We start from the raw sequence: 20,517 nt of genomic DNA on the forward strand, positions 1-20,517 counted from the left end.
ATTCGTATTGGAAGCCTAAAATCTCTATTTTAGAGTCATATTAAAGTCTTTGATGAATTTAAAGTTATGTTAAAGAAGCTAATACCTGTTTAAATATGTCTTGTGGTTGGCCTGAAGGAGAAGCTTTGCCATTCGGAACACCATTTTGTCCTTTGGGTTGATCTTTTGGTTGTTCACTTGACGGTTCTTGCCCATTTTGGCTATCTCCGTTGGGCCCTTGGTTCAGATCACCTTGCTTCGCATTTGTACTCAAATACGTTTTTTGTTGGTCAGTAAATACCGCAGTAATCGCATCTGCTTTTTCTTGGAGAAAATCTTGACTTGGGTCTGAAGTATCAATTAAAAGTTGCAGGATTGGTTTGATTTTATCTTTCTGATCGCTTGTCAAAACCATCTGTTGGTTCCCTTGAAGTCGACGTATCCCCATTGCGGCTTCAATCGCAGGATTGAGTGTCGGTTTTTGGGCAGTCTGACCCTGATTATCTTGACTAGATGTTGTTGGTTGCGTTTCAGAGTCAGCAGATGCCTCTGTTGTCGAGGATGATTGTGTTGTAGCCGTAGAGGGTGCAGTAGTTGCCTTTTGTGAACCACAACCAACTACTCCGATTATCGTCAGAGACATTAACATCCCAACTGTTATCCAAGATCTCGTGCTTCTTGTAAATTTTTGAACATTACTCTGTTTCTCCATTAATAAATTCCTCCTTCGTTTTTATAATAGTTTGATTGATGGCTATACTTTGAACTAGTTGTGGTACATAATTCGTAGTTCCTAGTTCGACTTAACTTCAGATGGAGTATAACACTCCATCTGAAGTAAGTTTTCTTTATGTCCTAAAGGGCATAAAGTTTTAAGTGATAATTGATTATGATAAGACTCTCGGAGAACTTACCCTGCTCCACCCCCTCCCTTCTCTAAGCGTAACATCGTATAAAACCTTAAGCAGGCATACGAACAATAATACGTTTAAGAGAGAAGTACCTATGAGGATGGGACTATAAAATACGGAATTTATACCGCTCAGCGTTTCATAGAGAACATAATGAGTATTAATGTAAATAGTCGTGCTATACCCTGCTGCTAACAGCATTAGGCGTTTATCTCTAAGATATATAAAGGTTAGAATCGACAGGGCAACGGCTGGGAATAAATACCGTTCATGCATCCTAGTCGAAAACGTAAAGACACCATCAATCAAAAGGAGTGCAACAGCAGATGCATATACCCTACTTTTACCTTTGATAAAGACAAACCATGAAAATGCGGTAATCATAACTATTGCCAACAAACCCCAGTTGTGATAGCTGAGTACAAACAGAGTACCTGCGTCCTTGGCAAAGTTCGCTCCCAACAAACTGAAGAAGTTAAAGGCATTAACAGAGGCATAGGGATACTCGGCTAGCGTACTTGCGAAAAGTTTAAAAATCCATAGTCCATTCGTATTCAAAGAAAAGGGAAGTACAATCACGAGAGCTGTAACCAAAGCTGAGATGAAAACTTTTAACCAACTCTTTAAAGTTTTTTGCCTGATTAATTCGAAGAAAAGTACTGGCAGAAAGATAATTCCCTGCGGCTTCATGAGTACAGCAGCCGTAAAGAAAACAGCGGCTAACGCTATTTTCTTTTCTGAAAGCAAAACAATCGCAGCGACAATAATTAGAGTGAAGAAAGAATCTACCTGACCCCATATCGTCGAATTAATAAAAACTGCCGGATTGAAGGTGTAAAATGCGGCTAGCAAAATGCTAATCTCCAAAGAAAGATATTTTTTGGCGAGTTTATAAATCAAGAAGGAGGTAGCGATATCTGCTACTATAGACGGTAGTTTTAAGAGTAAAGTGAAATAAGGGCTTAGTGCCGAGATGCTACCAATTTTTCCGATTAGAAATAGAACATAGATATACAAAGGCGGATAATCGCTGGCGTTACGCCCTTGATAAAATTGAGAAAGATTATTGGCAGCAGTAGTGGCCCAGTTTTTGAAGGTATTAAGATCAAAAGGATGGCCGGCAATCAACGTAGCCAGAGAAATTCGCAAAAGCAATCCGACGCCAAGTAAGGTAAGGATTAGAACTTTCCCATTACCTGGCTGGATTATTACCTTTTTCCTGGTAACCAGGTAATAGGCTGCCAGGAAGATCATTAAGAAAGCAACAGCATAGGTAACAATTTGGAGGGTATAATCTGCACTCGCCTTAGTACTTCCGCTGGTCATTGTACTAGACATGGCTCTGTTAGAGGGATTTATTCTCTGACCTGCATCTGGTGATTGGAACTGTCCATTTGGCGCTTGAGTTGCATTCTGAGTTGTACTTTGACCTATATCTTGATCTGTACTTTGACTCACATTACCGAAAAGTGAGTTGCTTTCATTTGGCAAGGAGTTGTGAGATTCAGTAATACTTTGAGTTGATTGAGCATTACTGTTATAGCTCCCTAGTGAAGTTATACATAATACTGCTGCAACCAATAAAAGTATTAGTAAGCTTATTTTGAGTATATGCTTTTTAAAACTCACTGCTTGACTACTCCTTTCAAACCGCCGCCCTTTTTAGCCGCTTCTTGTTTAGTTGCTTTTTAAGCACTTGCTGCAAATAGTCAATCATTTGAGGTTGCAGCTCTTCCCGCTGCAGCCCCATTTCAATGATAGCTTTCATGTAACCAAACTTATCTCCGATATCGTAGCGGTCTCCCTTCAATTCTAATCCAAGCAAACCTTCCGCGTGACAAACTTCTCGCAAGGCATCTGTCAGCTGATATTCGTTCCCCGCTCCTCTTCCTTGTGTTTTTAGAAAGGGGAAAATAGTTGGTTTTAAGATATATCTGCCCATAATGGCAATGTTGGAAGGGGCACTGGCAGGAGTGGGTTTTTCAATCAAATCTCGCACTTGCAAAATCTTGTTATGCTTAGCTAACGCTGAAATAATGCCGTATTTGCTTACTTCCTCAGGTTGAACTTGTTGAACGCCAACAACTGTTTGCTCATAAGTTTCAAAAACATCCAACATTTGTTTTAAGGCAGGAGGATCAGAAAGCATAATATCGTCTCCTAGCAGAACGGCAAACGGTTCGTCACCAATAAATTGCTCCGCACAAAGAATGGCATGCCCCAGACCAAGTGGTTCCCCTTGGCGGATATAATGAATATTGGCCATAGTACTAATGTTTTGAATCTCATGCAGTAAATCGTTTTTCCCTTTTCACTGAGCATTTGCTCGAGTTCAACGGATCGGTCAAAGTGGTCCTCAATGGATTTCTTGTTTCTGCCCGTTACAATGAGTATGCTTTCGATACCCGATTGCACCGCTTCTTCTACAATATATTGGATGGCCGGCTTATCAACGATTGGGAGCATCTCCTTAGGCTGAGCTTTGGTTGCCGGCAAAAATCTCGTCCCTAGACCGGCTGCAGGGATAACGGCTTTCCTGATTTTCATAGTATTCACTCCAATCTTTATCAGTTTGTTATCAAATCTGCTGGAAAGAAAAACATCAAGCTGTGTTCATAATCATACGAACTTAACAAGCAACCGGGTCAACTAAAAACTAATACACGACTGCCCATGAAATTAATGACAAGGCTTACTCCAGTGGCAAGCAATTTGCTGACAAGGATTGGCCATACTAAATAATCGTGCAAATAGACTAATATCCCATAAGTTATTGTTAGAGTTCCCAGATTCAGGACCAAGAATCGAATCCACTGACCGGAGTATTGACCTCGTCCCCGGAAGGTCCATGTTCGGTTCAGCAGAAAACTGTTCAATACTCCACAGGTGTAGGAGACACATTGAGCCACTAATAACAGAACACCCATATTGGAGAGAACCGTAAACACTGTAAAATCTATGAGCGTATTTACGGCCCCCACTAGAGAAAATTTTATAAACTCCAGAGGTTGCTTGGCCATATTAGACAACCTTCTTCACATTTCGGTTTTTTTTCATCATCCCATGGCATTCACTTACAATATATAAGGGGCGATCTCTGGCTTCGTCATAAATACGTCCAATATACTCTCCAATAATCCCCATCATCGCCAGGAGAATCCCACTCAGCACTAGTTGCATAGCCATAACCAGATTCCATCCAGTGATAACTGACTCGGTGAACCCCTTCAACAGTAACAGGACTGCCAAGTAGCCCAAGCCGGAAGCGAATATTACAGACCCTACATAGGTTGCCATTTTAATAGGTTTAAAGGAGAAGGAGGTAATACCATCTAAGCTCAACTTAATCATCTTTTTAAGAGGATACTTGGTTTCGCCAGCCAAGCGTTCATCCCTTACATATTCAACGGCAGTTTGCCGAAAGCCAATCCAACTGACCAAGCCGCGAACATAACGATTTTTCTCAGGCAACCGCTTCAGTTCTTCACAGACTCTGCGATCCAGTAAGCGAAAATCTCCTGTGTCCGTGGGGATATCGAGATCTGTGGAGGCGCTCAGAATTCGGTAAAACAAACGAGCGGTTTGCTTTTTGAAAAATGTTTCTCCGTTCCGCTTTGTCCGTTTGGCGTAAACAACGTCAAATCCTTCTTTCCATTTAGCAATCATATCCAGAATTAATTCAGGGGGATCTTGCAAGTCAGCATCGATGACAACCACTGCCGCACCTAAGGCATAGTCCATCCCGGCTGTTATAGCTATTTGGTGACCGAAATTGCGCGAGAAAGAAATGAGTTTCACCGCATTATCCTGCTCTCTAAAACATTTGATCATTTCAGTTGAATGATCACTACTTCCATCGTTCACGAAAATCAGTTCATAGGCCTCTCCCGTCAAATCCATAACCTGCTTCAAGCGTCGGTAAGTTTGGCCAATGACAGCTTCTTCATTGTAAACGGGAATGACAATAGAATAGCGAATGTCCGGATTCATACTCTTACCTCCTACCTTTTAGAGACTGATTTCGTATAGCGTTTGGGAACCGTTCCTACCCATAGCGCCCTGGGAGTTCTCATTTTTTGTACTTGATTGCCACTCTGTCTGTGGGACTACCTTTGCGTTCTGGATGATCCAAGCTTGAACATCCGAACTGCCTCCTCCTTGACCACCAGAGGATGTTAAGAAATATTTAACTTCCTTGTTGGCAACCATTTGTTTTAGTTTATCGACGGTCAGGATCGGATCGGAGCCGGAAAACCCACCCATCGCCATTACTGCTTTACCGGTATTGATAATGTAGGCTTCGGCTGTACTCGCATTGGTCGTTGCAAACAGATACTTCTCACCGGTATTATTGGCCGTTAAATAAGCCAGTAAATTTGTATTAACACTTTCCGATGATTGTCCAGCAGACTGAGTCTGTGCCTTCCCTTGAGTCTGTTCTTGTATCTGGTCTGAAGTCTGATCTTGGGTTTGATCTTTTCCCTGCCCTTGTCCTAGCATACCACCCATTCCATTCCCCGAGGATGTCGGCCCCGCTGCCGGCAACATGCTATTTCCTCCATAGATAATGGGAGTTGCAGCCCAAAATAGTGGAGCTGCTAGCAGGGCTAACAAACCTACTACAGCGGCGGTTCTATTAATCTTGATTCGAAGTTTGCCGTTTGAGGGTCGAGTGACTATTAGGGTACCGAGAATGAGCGAAACCACAACGCCTATAACCCCAACAGCAATCGGCAATCCAAGTCCAATTTGAGTCTTATAAGGAAGCAGAATATAAATTTCAAAGGCTGTCGAACCTAAAATCCCGACTGGCAGCAACCACTGTTTCCAATCTGCGTGGTTACGGCTAAAGTTATATAATTCTACCCAACCCGCGCCTGTAAGCGCTGCTATGGGGGGAGCCAACATAATCAGATAATACTGATGAAAAAACCCGGCGACACTAAAGAACCCCATGATCGGTAACAACCAAGCCAGCCAAAACAAACTTTCTTTTTGCTTATCCGTCAGCTGCTGTTTTCTACGAATCCCCATCAGTAAGCCAACGGCCCCTAAGAGAGCAAAAGGAAGCAACCAACTGATTTGTCCTGATAACTGAGATTGGAATAAACGAAGTGGTCCAGCTGTTCCTGTGTTGAACATACCGTTGCCACCATTTCCCATCCCCCCACCATCCGGGGGACCCCCATCCCTCATTTGACGACTTGTATTGTTGTCATCAGTACCTGGAATTGGTGCAGCACCATCCGTCATTTGAGCACTGCCGTCTTGCTGTTGTCCTGAAGAAGGTTGTTGCCATTGCTGGCCATCAGTCATCCGGCCGCCATCATCTTGACCAGGCGGTTGTCCATCGCCAGCTCCCCCACGATTGCCTCCTCCCGGTCCTCCTTGTCCTGTCAACCGGGAAATGCCGTTATAACCGAAGGCTAGTTCCAAGACTGAATTTGTTTGACTGCTTCCGATATACGGCCGATTTGCCGCAGGAATGCTATCGACAATGAGCGGCCACGATAACGATACTAGCAACAGGGTTGCTGTTGAGGCGGCCAGTATAGCAAGCTTCCTTTTCCAATTAACTTTGAAAGCCAGTAAATAGAACAAATAGAAGGCAGGCAGTACCATATACGCTTGCAGCATTTTGATATTAAACCCTACCCCGATCATGGCAAAAGCTGCGATAGACCAAATCCATTTCTTTGTTTTCACAGCCCGAAATAACATCCAGGTTGCCGCAAGAAGGGTAAAAACCAATAAGCTATCGACATTATTTGTACGACTTACAGCTGCAGCGATGGGCGTACAGGCAGCTACTAGAGCTGCGATCCTGGCAGCTGTTTTACCAAAGGACGGTTTGACAAGAACGTAGATTAATAATACCGATCCAACTCCAGCCAGAGCCTGTGGTAAGATAACGCTCCAACCGTGTACGCCGAAAACCGATGCGAACAGCGTCTGAATCCAGAACGCGACAGGAGGCTTATCCACAGTCACGAACCCGCCTGGATCGAACGATGCAAAAAAGAAGTTGTGGAAACTTTGAAGCATACTAGTGACCGCTGAAGTGTAATAGGCATTAGCATATTGGTCCTTCCATATACCGTACATATTTAAGAAAGCTGCAAGCAAGGTGATTCCAATCAACAACGGGTCAATACGTTTAACCTTTGATAATTTCATTGCTTTATTAACTCCTTTACATATTGTTGTCTGAAGGTCATTACTCTGCTGTAGCTCTTGTAGCTCTTGTAGCTCTCCATTACTATAACCTGCGTTCCTGAATCAGGCCTAAATGTTACCTGAACGTTTATTGAGCGTTTCCTGAAAATTAGCTGAAATACTGATTATCGAAATTTCCAGGTTTATTTGTTAGATTGATCAACTTGACTCGTTGGAAAAGATCTTCCTCCATCTCCATGGAAACCATGAGAATTTCGTTGGGGACTAAAAACAGCAATGGAATAACAAAGTCCAACGGAAACTAATAAAGTAGCTAATGCCGCGATGACTTTCATTTTATGACGCAGTATAGTCTTCGTAAGATTTACAATCCAGTCTATATGCATCAAGAGGTGTATCACCAAAACCCCTGTCATAATATAGCCCGACCAAATATGAAGCGTGGTTACATTAAATAAATTTGATCTTGAATCCAACAAAAAACCTGTAACGATACAAACGAGCGACATAACAATGAGTGAAATATTAAGAAAATAATTTTTCTCCGGCTTTGACAACATTCCAAAAACACCTCCATCAAAATTGGCACTTCTTTGGGCGATTGGTTTAATCTCAACGGGTTATACTTCTTCGCATTTGGTTCTCTATTACTTTAACTCTCGTTCCTGAATCACGCCTAAATGCCACCTGAACGTTTATTGAGAGTTTCCTGAAAATTAGTTGAAAAAATAAACTTAATCAATTGGATTATAAAATTCCAAAAGGCTCTATTCGCTGCAATTTGCGAATAGAGCCTAATATATCTCCCCATCATTTCAATTTTCGGATAACACCTTCTTGTTTTCTAAAACTCTTATATTAGCTTCCGACACATCCCAGTATTACTGAGCTGTTATCAGACGTTGACTATAACAAAATTCACTACTTGATTCGAATATTAATATCGCCCGTAATCCGACTCGGGAAATCCTCTATCTGAAATGTGATTGGAGATTGATAGGATATATTATCCGGGAAAGTTACGGTAATGGTTTGATCATATCCAGGCTTCTCAGAGTGCGACAACATGCCATGCTCTCCAGTATCCAATGATTGCCCACGAGCATCGCTGAATATAAAAGGAAAAATATTGAACCCATGTTCTTTATCATATTCTGGATTTGTTTTTAGCAAGAAAGATAGCTCAGCCACCTTTCGTGAAGAAGTCTTAACTATATGATCGAGTACTAAGTTTGGTGGGGCCTTCAGTATTCTCTCTTGTTCTAGATCCAGGATAACATTCAATTCTTCTTTATCTAGAGCGCGGATGCTCTTGCCTCGCAAAAAGAGTTTTTTAGGTTCGGTGAAATAATTGCTCTGAAAGAAAAGGATTTCGTGGTTTTCATCGGGCCTACTGCCTGTTACTCCATTCATGATCCGCCCCCACTCCTCACCCTTTTCATTGACGAGAGTTAAATCATCAAAGGCAAAGATCTTTTTGCTATTCACCGGGTCATAGGACACATTCAAGGCCATACGTGTTGGATAAACTGTAGCTTTTTTAAATGTGATTTTTTGCCCTTCGATAACCACGTTCTGGTTAACTTCATAGACTTTCTTCATATCGGTAAACTTATTTTTATCAACTGGGATTATGATCTTCCAAGTAGAGGAAAGTGTGTCGGAAGGCTGAGGGGATTTATCCTGAACTATTTTGCGAAGCTGTACTTTTACGGATAGATTATTTGGAATCACGGTAAGATCACTAAAGTTAACATTAATTTGGGAATGGACCTTACCGTCGCCGTCCTGATCGGGATCTGCCGAGGCATAAGAAACTATTGACACCTCCTTAACTGGTTCGCCCATTTCATCAAATAGTTTAGCTTCTGATAAATCGACTAGGCTCTGTCCCCATTTGTTTTCTACAGTGTAGAAAATAACCAGGCTTGATTCATCCATCAAGATCCCATCCACAGTAAACACAACACCCTCCTGTTCATCCGAGACTCCTAGCGGTTGAAAAAAGTCATTCTCCACTGCGGACTGAAGTCCTTTGTCATAATTAATAAGTTCCACAATATAACCCAGACCGGGGATCTGACGCAAAACTGCTGCTACAGCGGGAGAAACCCGCACGGTTGTAATTAACACAACGAGAAGTAAACAGGCAACGAGGGTGCTCCATTTGCGGAACTGCCTCGCTTTTTGAACCTTCAATCCTTTGTCCAAGCCGTTTCGAATATAATCATCGAGGTCCTTAGGTATTGCCATGTCCATAGATCGAGGTTTAGCTTGAATTAGTTCATTTATTACTTCCATCTCTTCCACCGCATCTAGCTCATTAAGGTATTTCTCTTCTTCACTCTCTTCCCTCTCAGTTGATTCTTCTGGTTCAAACACGACTCTCCCCCCTATCTCGCAGGTGTTCTCGCAGTTGTTTGTATGAGTGATTTAACCAAGTTTTAATTGTTCCTTCAGGTCGTTCCAAGGTTATGGCAATTTCGCGAATCGTTAAATCCTCAAAGTATTTTAGTTCAATAACCTGACGGTGTTTAACCTCAAGACGATCCAGAGCTGAAAGGATATCTAAACGTTGCAAATCAGCGTTCCCCCCCGGCTCAGCTGAATCATCAAAGACTGTCGACCCGTTTGGATTAACTCCTCTCAGAGACGTTTGGACTCTTTGATGCTTAAGCTCATCGTGACAAGTATTAATAAGGATACGAATAAGCCAAGTTTGGAAGTACTCCGGTTCCCTTAGTCTTTTAACACTACGATAAGCACGAAAGGTCGTTTCTTGAATAGCTTCCAGCGCATCCTGTTCACTTTGTAGATAACGAAAAGCGATACGAAAGAGTTGAGTCTTATGTAAATTCATTAGCTCATAAAAAGCTTCAGAATCTCCTTTTATTGCTGCTTCAACAATTTGCGTGTCCATCACTCACCCCTATATCTGATTCTCAATCGATGAAATTCAGCCTTCACTCATTAGACTTCACTTACACGAAAAAAGTTTTAGATCTCGAAGAAAATCTTGATGATAAACAGAAATCCCACACCACTTTATTCGTAGTGTGGTGTGGGTGTTATTACTTAGGATGACGGTTTGATGACCCCTATCATAATTTATATTGAGCAAGCACTTGCTTAGCCTTGTGTTGAGATAAATTAAAGGACTGCCAAGAACCCTTTTTAGATAAATTTTGTTGTTGTTCAATCAAATATTTCCTAATTTCATTGGAAAGTTTTTCATCATTAAGCAGGTCAACTAATTCTGGAATGCTGTCATAGGACAAGTTTCTCAAATAATGAGTATCGAGCTTACCCGTTTCAAGATATCGGTTTATATTTTTATTGGCTATAAGCACGTCAATATTTGCAAAATTGATGATCATATAAGCCACAATTGTAATGACAATATACGGCTTAAGTAAAGACATATGCTCATTCCATATTTTATAGAAGGCTATCAAAAATAAGACACCCAAGAAGACCATGAAAAAATGAGTTAACACTCTTAAATACGTATAACCATAGGCTGCTTCATAGAGTGACATTCTAAAATATGCTGATAAAAGTATTACTACAGTACAAATTATAAGAAGGGAGTGTAAAAGTTGAACAGTTCTAGCTACGAAGCTACCGTCCTTTTGGGTGAATTTTATACTACTTAACAATAAACCGAAATTGATTAAGGTGATCATTAATAATTCAAAGAATCCTCTTCGGGCATATTCTGCGTATGTAAAATCCGGTGGTAAAGCATTATTTACGGAAGCGAATAGGTAAGCAAATTGGATAATTGTAAAAACGACATAGACACAATTAATGACGCTCAAAATCGTAATGGAGATTATCGGGTCCCAACTGCCTGGATTTGTTTCTATGACTCCTTGCTGCTGATTTTTTAGATTACTACTGAAATTCGAGAAGCTCCATATGTAACTGAAAGTAATCATTGTAATGACTAAAGCAATAATTGTTTGAAGAGAAAAATTAGAGATGTTTATATTTTTAAACGAACTTGATATTTCAGCAATGAAATGATCGAAGACTCTGTCTGCTGACGAAAGGAGAGAAACGATAATCATTAAGAGTGGAATTGAGATCCCCAGACCGATAAGAACCTTCTGAAATACATCATACTTTTTATGTCTCCTGCTATTGCGCATAGAATTTAATCCCATTATAAATGGTTTTGAGGTACAACTAAATGCACGATTGAAAACACCAGAAAAGATATCCATCATAAACCTCGAATCGTACCAGTTATGTTTGTTTTCTTCGCTAATAAGGATTGTCTGAGCGATTATCAAAAAGGGGATTAGGAAAAAATTAAAAAAAGCAAAAATTTGATTCGTAAAAATAAAATACGTAGACGATAAGGCCACAATAGGTATAGTCAAGATCCAGCCAAAACTATTTCTAAGGGATACCCTAGGTCGTAAATTCCATAAGAATGCAACATAGAAAGCGATTACAAAAAGCGGGTATGAAATACCTAACGGCTTATTATAAAATAAAATGTCAAACAGTACTCCTAACAGAATTGAACAAATAAGAATCTTCATATCTTTCTTTCTGAACGTAGGATCTTTCGCATCTTCCTCTTGACCTATTATTATATCTGCCATAATATTTCCTCTTCCCATGATTAAATATTTATTTAAGAATATGACCATCATGTTCTTAAATTCAAGCTACCTTCTATCTTAATATGCTTTAAGTATATATGCACAATCAATCTTTTTCAATATATATTTATTGTTTATCGATATTTTTTTATTGAATTTTGTTGATCATTGCTACCTTTACGATGGCCCTCCATATGCCATCTAAATAAGAAAAGGTCTGAATGGAGTAGACATGTCTCATTATCTACTCCATTCAGGCCTTGGCCGCTATTTCATTTCTTTTGGAAGTGGAACAGTGGTGGGATCGGATCTATCCAGATGAATTTTGCTCAAGGAAAGACTAATAGTTGCGTTTCCTCCCTTGTAGATTGTAAGCAAACTTATTATACTACACACTGTACCTATCATATGGCGCTTTGATTAAGCAGTGAGAATCAAACGAACTCGAAGGGAGTAACCCGTGAAGCATAGGAATATATACCTTATCAGCAGCGTGATTATTGCATTTATCCTTCTGATTCTGTGTACCTTGAATGGGATATTTATTGGTTTTCCATTAGCACTTTGTTTTTAAATTTCGCATTTATCGCCTGGCAAAGAGATTATCCGATGAAAGAGATTCTCCGAATGTCTTATCAGGGCGGTAAAAAATCATTTATTGTTTTACGTATTCTCGTGTTAGTCGGTGCGATTACATCCCTCTGGATGGCCTCGGGAACCACTCCAGCCATTCTCTATTATGGCATTCAGCTAATTAATCCAAGGCTGTTTATCATGTACGCCTTTCTTATAAGCTCGGTAGTATCTTTCCTATTAGGAACTTCTTTTGGAACAGTGAGTACCGTAGGCTTATCCCTAATATTAATGGCTAAGAGCGGCAATATCGATGCAGATATCGCCGCCGGAGCTATTATGGCCGGGGCCTATTTTGGTGATCGTTGCTCACCTATGTCCTCAAGCGCGAATCTAGTCGCCCATTTGACAGAAACAGATCTTTACCCAAACATAAAAAATATGTTAAAGACAGGGATGTTACCCTTTATGGTGTCTATTTTCTTCTACCTATTGTTGTCGTTATATCATCCTTTAACATTTACAGAAAACTCCATGGCTCCAGAAATCTTAAATATTTTTGGTCTTCACTGGGTCGCCCTATTGCCAGCATTAGCCATACTCATCCTGGCGATCCTAAGGGTTGACGTAAAAATATCCATGCTCGTGAGCATTCTGCTCGCTGTGATTATTAGTTTTTACCTACAACATTACAAGGCCCTTGAAATTGTGAAAATTATGCTATTTGGTTATGATTTAGACCAAGCAAGCCCTCTTAAGACCATCTTGAAGGGCGGAGGGATCATGTCCATGTGGAAAGTCTCTGTTGTCGTTTTTGTTTCCTGTTGTTGGGCGGGACTTTTTGCTGAGACAAACCTTTTGGAAGATTTAGACGGAATTCTGTTAAAAGCGAAATCCCGTCCTGCCACGTTTCTAATGACAATGACCATCAGTATTATTACAGCGATCTTGGGTTGCAGCCAAACGATCGCCATTGTATTGACAAACTCTTTGATGAACAAGGTCTATGTAAGAAATAAATTCGACTCTTACCAATTGGCAGTTGACCTAGAAAATACCTGCGTACCGTTAGCAGCTATCATCCCCTGGAATACTGCGGCTTTTGTTCCAACTTCCACAATGAATGTAAGTCTGATCGGCTTCATACCCTACGCTTTTTTCCTCTATCTTCTACCTTTAACCCAAATTCCATATCTAAAGTTTTGGGTTCAGAGTCGCAAATATGACTAACTACAAGTGTTAATCCTGAATTACTATCATGAAAGGCTTTTAAAGAAAACTTGGCTGGTGCCCACGAAGACACAGTCTTCGCACGGATTAACCCTTCTTGCAGACACTGTCTTCACACGGATTAGACTTCTTGTTAGCCTTGGCAAAGGCGGCTGCCTAGTTGCCCTTATACTTAGACGAAGGCACTGTCTTCGCACGTATTAGCCCTTCTTGCAGTATATAAGGTAAGTTTATACTTTCTAATAGTAACAATAAGACGGCCCTATTCGCCATAAGCTAGCGAACAGAGCCGTCTTCCCATCTATTACTTCTTATACCTCTTATACTTCTTTATCTTATATATCTAATGTTTATCCGATGTTGGCAGCCAAACATGAAAGGAAGTGCCTACCCCTGCAACACTTTCTACCTTTATCTTGCCTCCATGAAGCTCCACGATCGATTTCGTAATCGCTAATCCGAGTCCCGCCCCTCCGTATTTGCGAGTTCTGGATGAATCACTTCGGTAAAATCGATCAAACAGATAAGGTAAATGCTCATCCGGTATACCGGAACCGTTATCGCTCACGATCAATTCAACACTACCGACAGCGGTTTCCAGAGAGATTTGGATTTCCCCCATTTCAGAATCAGTATGCTGTACCGCGTTATGAAAAAGATTCAAGAGCACCTGTTTCATCTTATCCTCGTCAAATCGACATCTCAAATCCGAAGTAAGTCGGAGACAAACTTTGCGATTTCCTGCCAATACTCTCAGCTGCGGTGCCATCTCTTTAATTATGCTGTCCAATTCTCCTTCTCTTAGTTCGATCATGGGTGAGCGGTCTAACTTGGCAAGTAATAGAAGGTCTTGAACCAACTTTTTCATACGCTCTGATTCCGCATACATACTTTTTAAGGATTTGTTCAGCTTATCTGGTTGATTCATTGCGCCACGGAGTAGTACCTCTAAAAAACCATGAATCGAAGTCAAAGGAGTACGAAGCTCATGAGAAGCGTCAGCGACAAAACGACGCATTTGCTCTTTTGCCTCTTTTTCAGCTTCAAAAGAAGATTCCAATCTCTCCAGCATTCCATTAAAAGAGATGGCCAGACGATCGATTTCCATTTGCCCCTGTTCAACTGGTAACCTTTCGGCAAGATTTCCAACGTCAATTTGTTCCACCGTATCGACGATCTTTGACAATGGTACTAGCGTTTTCCTCAACACAGGAATAAAAGCCAACATACCTCCGATTAAAGCGAGCAACGAGAGGGACAGAAAAATAACAAGTTGTTGAATTAACGTTTCTCTCAGAGACTTAGTATCTAAGCTTACTTGGATCAATCCACCCATGTGATCTTTGGTCTTAACTGGTTGCAGCACGATCAATTGCTCGTCGCCTAAAGTTTGGTTCAATACTTTGTAAGTGAATTTAGGTTTAGAATTTATGGCATCTTGATAATCCTGTTCTGTAAGCCTCGGTGGCGTTTCATCCTTCAGTGCGGAATTAGAAATCACTGAGAAGTTACCCGCACCATCAATAAGCGCGATAGTGGAGTCTGGTAAAAAGAAATACGGGCCATGAATAAATCCACCGACTGAATCTTCACTTGCTGCGTTTACAGGACTGTTGTCAGGTTTATCATGTCTATCTGGTTTGGCTGATTGATCGTCTAAAGTATTGCCCACCATCAGTTCCCAAGCATCCGGAGGAACCGATTGTATCTGACTTTGTATACTAAGGGCTTTATTCTCGTAAATAAATCCCCGCATAAATACATATTGAAACACGCCGATTATTGCCAGCAACACAGCCATCAGTAGTAAAGAACGGGATAAAAGTTGAAAACGAAGTGAGTTTGGAACAAAAAAACGTCGGAAACGACTTTGTAATTTCATAAAAGATCAACTCGATAACCTGCCCCACGCAAGGTTCGAATCAGTCGGTGTTCTTTGTCATTCAATTTATCCCTAAGTGACCGAATATACACCTCTACGATATTTTCATCCCCGCCGAAATCATAACCCCATACCTTATCCAAAATAGTCGATTTACTTAAGACCAAACCTTGATTGAGTACCATAAACTTGAGGAGTTCATACTCAGTCGTAGAGAGTTCCAAAGCCCGTTGATTGTAGATGATCTCTTTACGCCGATCGTCAATCCGAAAGGGGCCTTTCACAACCTCCCCCACCAAATTGGGGAATTGATTGCGAATTCTGGCGTGAATGCGTGCTAACAATTCCTCAAAGCTAAACGGTTTCATCATGTAATCATCTGCCCCTAGGGTAAGTCCTTTCACACGGTCATCCACTTCGTCTTTAGCTGTCAGCATGATAATGGCAACGTTCTCGGTCTTTTTAAGCATTCGGCAAACTTCAAAGCCATCCATACCTGGCATCATGACATCGAGAATCACAATGTGGGGCTGAAATTGCTTAGCAAGCGTTACTGCTGTCATCCCGTCTTGAGCCGTTAGCACTTCAAAGCCCTCATCCTGAAGACCCATCTCTAAAAATTGTAAAATATTTGGCTCATCATCAACCAGCAATATTTTGATTCCTGTTAGTTTCTGCATGTCTAAGCCCCCCTATAACTCTAAAGCAAAGCTCTCCTAATTATCTAATGTTAAGCTGAAATGGCTCTGAAGGAAAGCTGAAAGTTGGCTGAATAACTTCAATAAAACCATTTTTTCCGAATAGGAAAAAACTCTATTCAAAAAATGCTCTTAGTCAAAGGCATTATACTGATAAAAACAAGCTCAAGTCAAATTTTACAATTCTAATTTCTAAACTTAAGCAAAATATTAATACTTTAGCATTGACAAAAGAGCCCTTAGGGGGGGCTCTTTTGTCAATGGTATATGCTTACCGTATGGTTATACGTCTTTGTCTCTATTTTTTCAGATGTAGCTCAATTCTTAGAATAATCACTTTAACATTGTTGCAACAGAAACAAAAGTTTAATATAATATTGTTAATGCACCAACGGGTGGGAGGACAGGCCATGAACAAAGAAGAACAGGTCATAATGGGTTTCAGGGACTTATTAAACAAGATGGTTTCGCTTAATAAGTTTAAGATGAAAAACAGTCTTAAGGGCTATAAGTCTTCTGAAGTACATTGCATCGAATACATTGGAAGAAATGTCGATTCCAACGTGACAAAACTTGCGGAGTCCTTTTATATGACTAGGGGTGCCATAAGTAAAATAACTAAGAAGCTCATAAAAAAAGACATTATCGAAAGCTACCAGAAACCGGATAATAAGAAAGAAATCTATTTCAGGCTTACTGAACAAGGGAAAGTAATTTATAAAGTCCATGATGAACTGCACAAAGAGTTTCAAGAGCGGGATAAAGCCGTATTTGAACAGGTAACCGGCGAACAATTTGACAGTATGCTTAGCTTCGTGGAAAAGTATAGTAGGCATTTGGATGCAGAAATAAAGAAGCAAGGTGTAGATGTAACAAATCGAAATGATTTTGAATAATGGGGGTTATATCAAAAAGTAGCCTAAAGGGGGCTGTATCAAAACGCTGGAACATCAGCGTATGATACAGCCCCACTTTATTATTGACAAGGAAACAATAAAGTGCTAGATTAGTTATGTTGCCAAGGAAACATAACTAATCTTTTTCGAGAGGGGAATTTTAAATGGGTAAAAATCATTTGTGGATTATTGTGGGGATTGTGTTGATGAATGGAATCGGGATGACGGTGGTGTTCCCGCTATTGCCATTTTTACTTGGCAACTACTTGCCCGCTTCGCAAATAGTTGTAGGAATGAGTGCGCTGGCATCAGTTTTTGCGGCTTGCACTTTTTTGGCAGCGCCAATATTTGGGGCATTAAGTGATCGCTATGGTAGAAAAAAGATTTTAATCATTAGTTTACTCGGATCTGTTATAGGATATATTCTGTTTGGTATCGGTGGGGCGCTGTGGGTGCTCTTTCTGGGCCGCATAATTGATGGACTAACAGCAGGCAATATCAGTACGTTGTTTGCTTACATTGCTGATAGCACAGAGCCGCAGGAGCGCACAAACTGGTTTAGCTATATAGGTGCTGCCATGGGAATAGGATGCATGATAGGGCCTGCACTGGGAGGTCCGCTTGGCGCCATTTCAATTACGCTGCCGTTTTTCGTTACTGCAGGTATAATGTTCCTCACCATTATTTGTACCTATTTCTTTCTGCCAGAATCACTGTCTCCTGAAAAACGATCAACCCATTTTTCGATAAAAAGTTTCAATATCTTCGGTCAGTTCAAAGATATTTTGACCATGAAAGAGGCCAGAGCGCTTATCATCGTTGGAGGATTCTTCTATGTGGGATTAGGAATCTATCAATTCAATTTCAGCATCTTCTTAAAAGATATTTTCTCGTGGGGGCCTGCGCTTATCGGTTATATGTTTACTCTTATTGGAGCCTGCGATATTATTTCGCGAGCTGTGCTATTACCGCGTCTTCTTAAAAAGTTCAATGAGCGAAATATTGCTATTGTTGGTCTTTTCGGACTAGCACTGGGACTCACGCTAATAATTCTTAGCATTCATATCTCGTCTCCAGTACTTATTATTGCTGCGGTTATGAGTATCACGCTAGGCGAAGGCTTGTTCGATCCGTCCTACAACGGACGACTCTCGCAGTCTGTAGACGAAAGTAGGCAAGGAAAATTACAAGGTGTAAATCAAAGTTTACAGTCGGCTTACAGAGTTCTTGTTCCTCTTGCAGCAGCAACTATATATTCATTCAGTCCGGGCATTCTATATGGAGTGGCAACTTGTGTTATGATTGGATCGCTCATTTTATTCTCGAAATTACAACCGCAATATATTAAAAAATGAAATTTAAAAATTCATACAATCTTAAAAATATTCTTAGTAGCTCTCACTCGTCTCCCCTATTGTGAGTAGTATTTGCCGAATGATAAAATCCATAGGCATCGTATGGAACAGGAAAAGAATTATGCTTTCTGAATGACAAGTAAGCGATAGCAAATAGCATTGTAAAAAAATTCGCCCCAAATTTTAATTTTAGGACTGTTTTTCTTAGTTATATACCTACCGTTTCGTTTTGTCTATGCATGGTATACGACACCATCCGGATGTCAAAAATGCCAGACAAACTCTCTGGCTCTGTGCGTGATTAATGTTTTATTAGCTCTTCTCGGTCAGCCGTTTCAGGAATTCTTTCTAACCAACCAGCTTCAATCATTAATTCTCCTCCATCCTTAGCCAATCCAAGAAGCTCTGTAACGAAATTGCGGAATGTTGATACTAGATCCATCCTAGCGGTATTCATCACTGCAAGCCCATAACCTGTGATGACAGACGCTGTAACCGCAGTGAAGTGACTTAAGATTAATTTGTCGCTCAAAGGAGATTCTTTCGAGTCGGTAACGAGCATTTCATTAATTGTAGGTTGAGTTAAATCCTCGTCAGCTAAAAAAGAACCCAGAGCTTTCAGTTGTTTATCAGCAGTTTGTTTGGCTTTAGATAGATAGTTCCTGATCTTTTCTGACCTAACAACTTGACTATATCCTAAACCCAAAGTTCTCAATAATAACTTAGTTTCCATCATGGAGAAAATATTACTGATTTCTAGTGCATTTAAAGGTCTATTCTGTGATAGCCCAATTATCGTGCTAAGAATCGAGCCAAAATAGCCTTTGTTATGTACAAAATCCACCCTGTCAGGAATCGGAATATTAGGGTATTTTATCAAAAGTCCTTTTGCTGATAGTACTTCTGTAGCTTTTTGGTGAATCTCAAGCGAAGTGTTTATACATTCATGAAAATAATTGCGAATGTCGGAACGAGAGGAAACAGTTAATGCGTTATTATAATTGATTGAAACAGTCTTGTGCATAAGCCTTGTATATAACAATACAAAGGATTCAGAAAATAACTTTCTGGCATTGCTATCGACATCATTCTCGCTATAACCTTCCGGTATAGGATGATTAAACGAATTAAAAATGTCCTTCATAGTTTTTACCCGTTGGCTTGAGGCATCCAATGCCCGTTGCAAAATCGGATGAATATCAGGGTCTTTGGAATGTGCATCATAGCTTTTAAGAAAACACACTGACATAGATTCTGCCATGTAGCTTGACCAAAGATGGCCTATTTCAGGAGACGTTGGGATAATGTCTGATAAATTATGATGGACAGTTCCAAAGGGAACCTGTTCTACTTGACCTTGATTAGCTTCTTGTACATTGTTCATAGTTTCATCCCTCCAAAGTTACTTTATTGATAACCAGGTTGTTCATCTTGATGAATTTCTTTTGCTCCATAGTAATCTGTCCCAAACTGCTCTAAGGGTTGTTCGTCAAGTTTATGTTTTGATGCAAAAATTCTAGGATCAGCCCAAGTGACCATAGTTTGAGCAGCCACTAGACCGAATATCGAATTGTTAAATATTGCTGAATAATGAGTCTTGAACTTCTTCGGTCGTTTAAATAGCTTTAGCTTCTGACCACCCGCGTACAATATTCCCCAGGTACACATCCCCCCTAAAAGCCCTTTCATTAGATGATGATCCTTTCCGGTTACTTTCAAAAAAAGCATGAACCATGAAAGGCAATCCAAAAAAAGTACCGACACCAAAATGAAGTATTTGACCCAATATAAAATTCTCTTTCCGGTTGACTCGTTTTGGCGAGAAAAAGAACTGGCCTGTAATCTGAGGATATGTCACTTCAGTTTTCTTGGCTTTGTAAATCAACGTATTGGTAAATTCCATAACGATTGTGCCTAATAAACCTCCTAACATTCCGATAACGAGTGTATCTGTTCAGTGGTTGTCTCGTCCAAAAGTGGTTAACATTTTAACCACCGAAAATCCTTGCAATTTACCGATTATTCTAGATTTTATGTACATATTTACGATCCCTAAAAATTAACTGGAGTCATGAGCGTTTTGAGCAAAAGCAAACTCCAGTATGTTGGGTCAGGGCATAATAATCTTGTATATAATTACAGAAATGTTTTATCTTCAAAATCTGAATTTACATCTGTATAAACAGATTGAACAGCATTT

General features: G+C 40.3%; 16 protein-coding genes and 1 pseudogene. 3 read left to right on the forward strand and 14 right to left on the reverse strand.

Features of this window, described 5'->3' with window-relative positions; genetic code table 11:
* Positions 1 to 64: 64 nt before the first annotated feature.
* From DOT_RS22890 to DOT_RS22940, 10 genes and pseudogenes are all read right to left on the reverse strand, one after another.
* Positions 65 to 691 (reverse strand): hypothetical protein, encoded by a 627-nt coding sequence (locus DOT_RS22890; protein ID WP_009623912.1) that lies wholly within the window; start codon positions 689 to 691, stop codon positions 65 to 67.
* Between the two features lie 175 nt (positions 692 to 866).
* Complete coding sequence (locus tag DOT_RS22895; RefSeq protein WP_009623913.1) at positions 867 to 2,519, reverse strand: glycosyltransferase family 39 protein; 1,653 nt, start codon at positions 2,517 to 2,519, stop codon at positions 867 to 869.
* A gap of 16 nt (positions 2,520 to 2,535) precedes the next feature.
* Positions 2,536 to 3,437, reverse strand: a pseudogene (gene galU / locus DOT_RS29130) (UTP--glucose-1-phosphate uridylyltransferase GalU).
* Between the two features lie 98 nt (positions 3,438 to 3,535).
* Positions 3,536 to 3,910 carry a GtrA family protein gene (locus DOT_RS22910; protein ID WP_040413333.1) on the reverse strand — a complete coding sequence of 125 codons (375 nt, stop codon included), beginning with the start codon at positions 3,908 to 3,910 and terminating at the stop codon, positions 3,536 to 3,538.
* Between the two features lies 1 nt (position 3,911).
* On the reverse strand, positions 3,912 to 4,880 hold the full coding sequence (locus DOT_RS22915) for a glycosyltransferase family 2 protein (RefSeq protein ID WP_009623917.1): 969 nt from the start codon (positions 4,878 to 4,880) through the stop codon (positions 3,912 to 3,914).
* 18 nt (positions 4,881 to 4,898) lie between these two features.
* Entirely contained in the window at positions 4,899 to 7,067 is a 2,169-nt protein-coding gene (locus tag DOT_RS22920) for a glycosyltransferase family 39 protein (protein WP_009623918.1), read from the reverse strand.
* Between the two features lie 182 nt (positions 7,068 to 7,249).
* The gene (locus DOT_RS22925) at positions 7,250 to 7,627 is read right to left on the reverse strand and encodes a hypothetical protein (RefSeq protein WP_040413334.1); all 378 of its coding nucleotides are present in this window, start codon (positions 7,625 to 7,627) and stop codon (positions 7,250 to 7,252) included.
* A 361-nt stretch (positions 7,628 to 7,988) separates the two neighbouring features.
* On the reverse strand, positions 7,989 to 9,449 hold the full coding sequence (locus DOT_RS22930; RefSeq protein WP_009623920.1) for a DUF4179 domain-containing protein: 1,461 nt from the start codon (positions 9,447 to 9,449) through the stop codon (positions 7,989 to 7,991).
* Positions 9,442 to 9,987, reverse strand: coding sequence for a sigma-70 family RNA polymerase sigma factor (locus tag DOT_RS22935; protein ID WP_009623921.1), 546 nt, complete (start codon positions 9,985 to 9,987; stop codon positions 9,442 to 9,444). The genes DOT_RS22930 and DOT_RS22935 overlap by 8 nt, the downstream gene beginning before the upstream one ends.
* Positions 9,988 to 10,168: 181 nt before the next feature.
* Positions 10,169 to 11,683: a DUF4173 domain-containing protein gene (locus tag DOT_RS22940; RefSeq protein ID WP_009623922.1), complete on the reverse strand. Its 1,515-nt coding sequence runs from the start codon at positions 11,681 to 11,683 to the stop codon at positions 10,169 to 10,171.
* 609 nt (positions 11,684 to 12,292) lie between these two features.
* Here DOT_RS22940 and DOT_RS22945 point away from each other — a divergent pair.
* The gene (locus DOT_RS22945) at positions 12,293 to 13,486 is read left to right on the forward strand and encodes a Na+/H+ antiporter NhaC family protein (protein ID WP_009623923.1); all 1,194 of its coding nucleotides are present in this window, start codon (positions 12,293 to 12,295) and stop codon (positions 13,484 to 13,486) included.
* 343 nt (positions 13,487 to 13,829) lie between these two features.
* On the opposite strand, the gene DOT_RS22950 is transcribed toward DOT_RS22945, so the two are convergent.
* Together DOT_RS22950 and DOT_RS22955 are read right to left on the reverse strand one after the other, a co-directional pair.
* A complete protein-coding gene (locus DOT_RS22950) occupies positions 13,830 to 15,368 on the reverse strand; it encodes a HAMP domain-containing sensor histidine kinase (RefSeq protein WP_040413335.1) in 1,539 nt (512 codons plus the stop codon).
* A complete protein-coding gene (locus DOT_RS22955) occupies positions 15,365 to 16,048 on the reverse strand; it encodes a response regulator transcription factor (protein WP_009623925.1) in 684 nt (227 codons plus the stop codon). Before DOT_RS22955 ends, DOT_RS22950 begins: the two co-directional genes overlap by 4 nt.
* Positions 16,049 to 16,476: 428 nt before the next feature.
* Here DOT_RS22955 and DOT_RS22960 point away from each other — a divergent pair, with 428 nt between their 5' ends.
* Together DOT_RS22960 and DOT_RS22965 are read left to right on the forward strand one after the other, a co-directional pair.
* Positions 16,477 to 16,962 carry a MarR family transcriptional regulator gene (locus tag DOT_RS22960; protein ID WP_009623926.1) on the forward strand — a complete coding sequence of 162 codons (486 nt, stop codon included), beginning with the start codon at positions 16,477 to 16,479 and terminating at the stop codon, positions 16,960 to 16,962.
* Positions 16,963 to 17,126: 164 nt separating this feature from the next.
* Positions 17,127 to 18,317: a tetracycline resistance MFS efflux pump gene (locus DOT_RS22965; RefSeq protein WP_009623927.1), complete on the forward strand. Its 1,191-nt coding sequence runs from the start codon at positions 17,127 to 17,129 to the stop codon at positions 18,315 to 18,317.
* A gap of 301 nt (positions 18,318 to 18,618) precedes the next feature.
* Here DOT_RS22965 and DOT_RS22970 read toward each other — a convergent pair whose 3' ends face one another.
* Complete coding sequence (locus DOT_RS22970; RefSeq protein ID WP_009623928.1) at positions 18,619 to 19,701, reverse strand: DUF3231 family protein; 1,083 nt, start codon at positions 19,699 to 19,701, stop codon at positions 18,619 to 18,621.
* A gap of 23 nt (positions 19,702 to 19,724) precedes the next feature.
* The gene (locus DOT_RS28010) at positions 19,725 to 20,045 is read right to left on the reverse strand and encodes a hypothetical protein (protein WP_157998512.1); all 321 of its coding nucleotides are present in this window, start codon (positions 20,043 to 20,045) and stop codon (positions 19,725 to 19,727) included.
* Positions 20,046 to 20,517 lie beyond the last annotated feature (472 nt).

The sequence above is a fragment of the Desulfosporosinus sp. OT genome, from assembly GCF_000224515.1.
Lineage (GTDB): Bacteria > Bacillota > Desulfitobacteriia > Desulfitobacteriales > Desulfitobacteriaceae > Desulfosporosinus.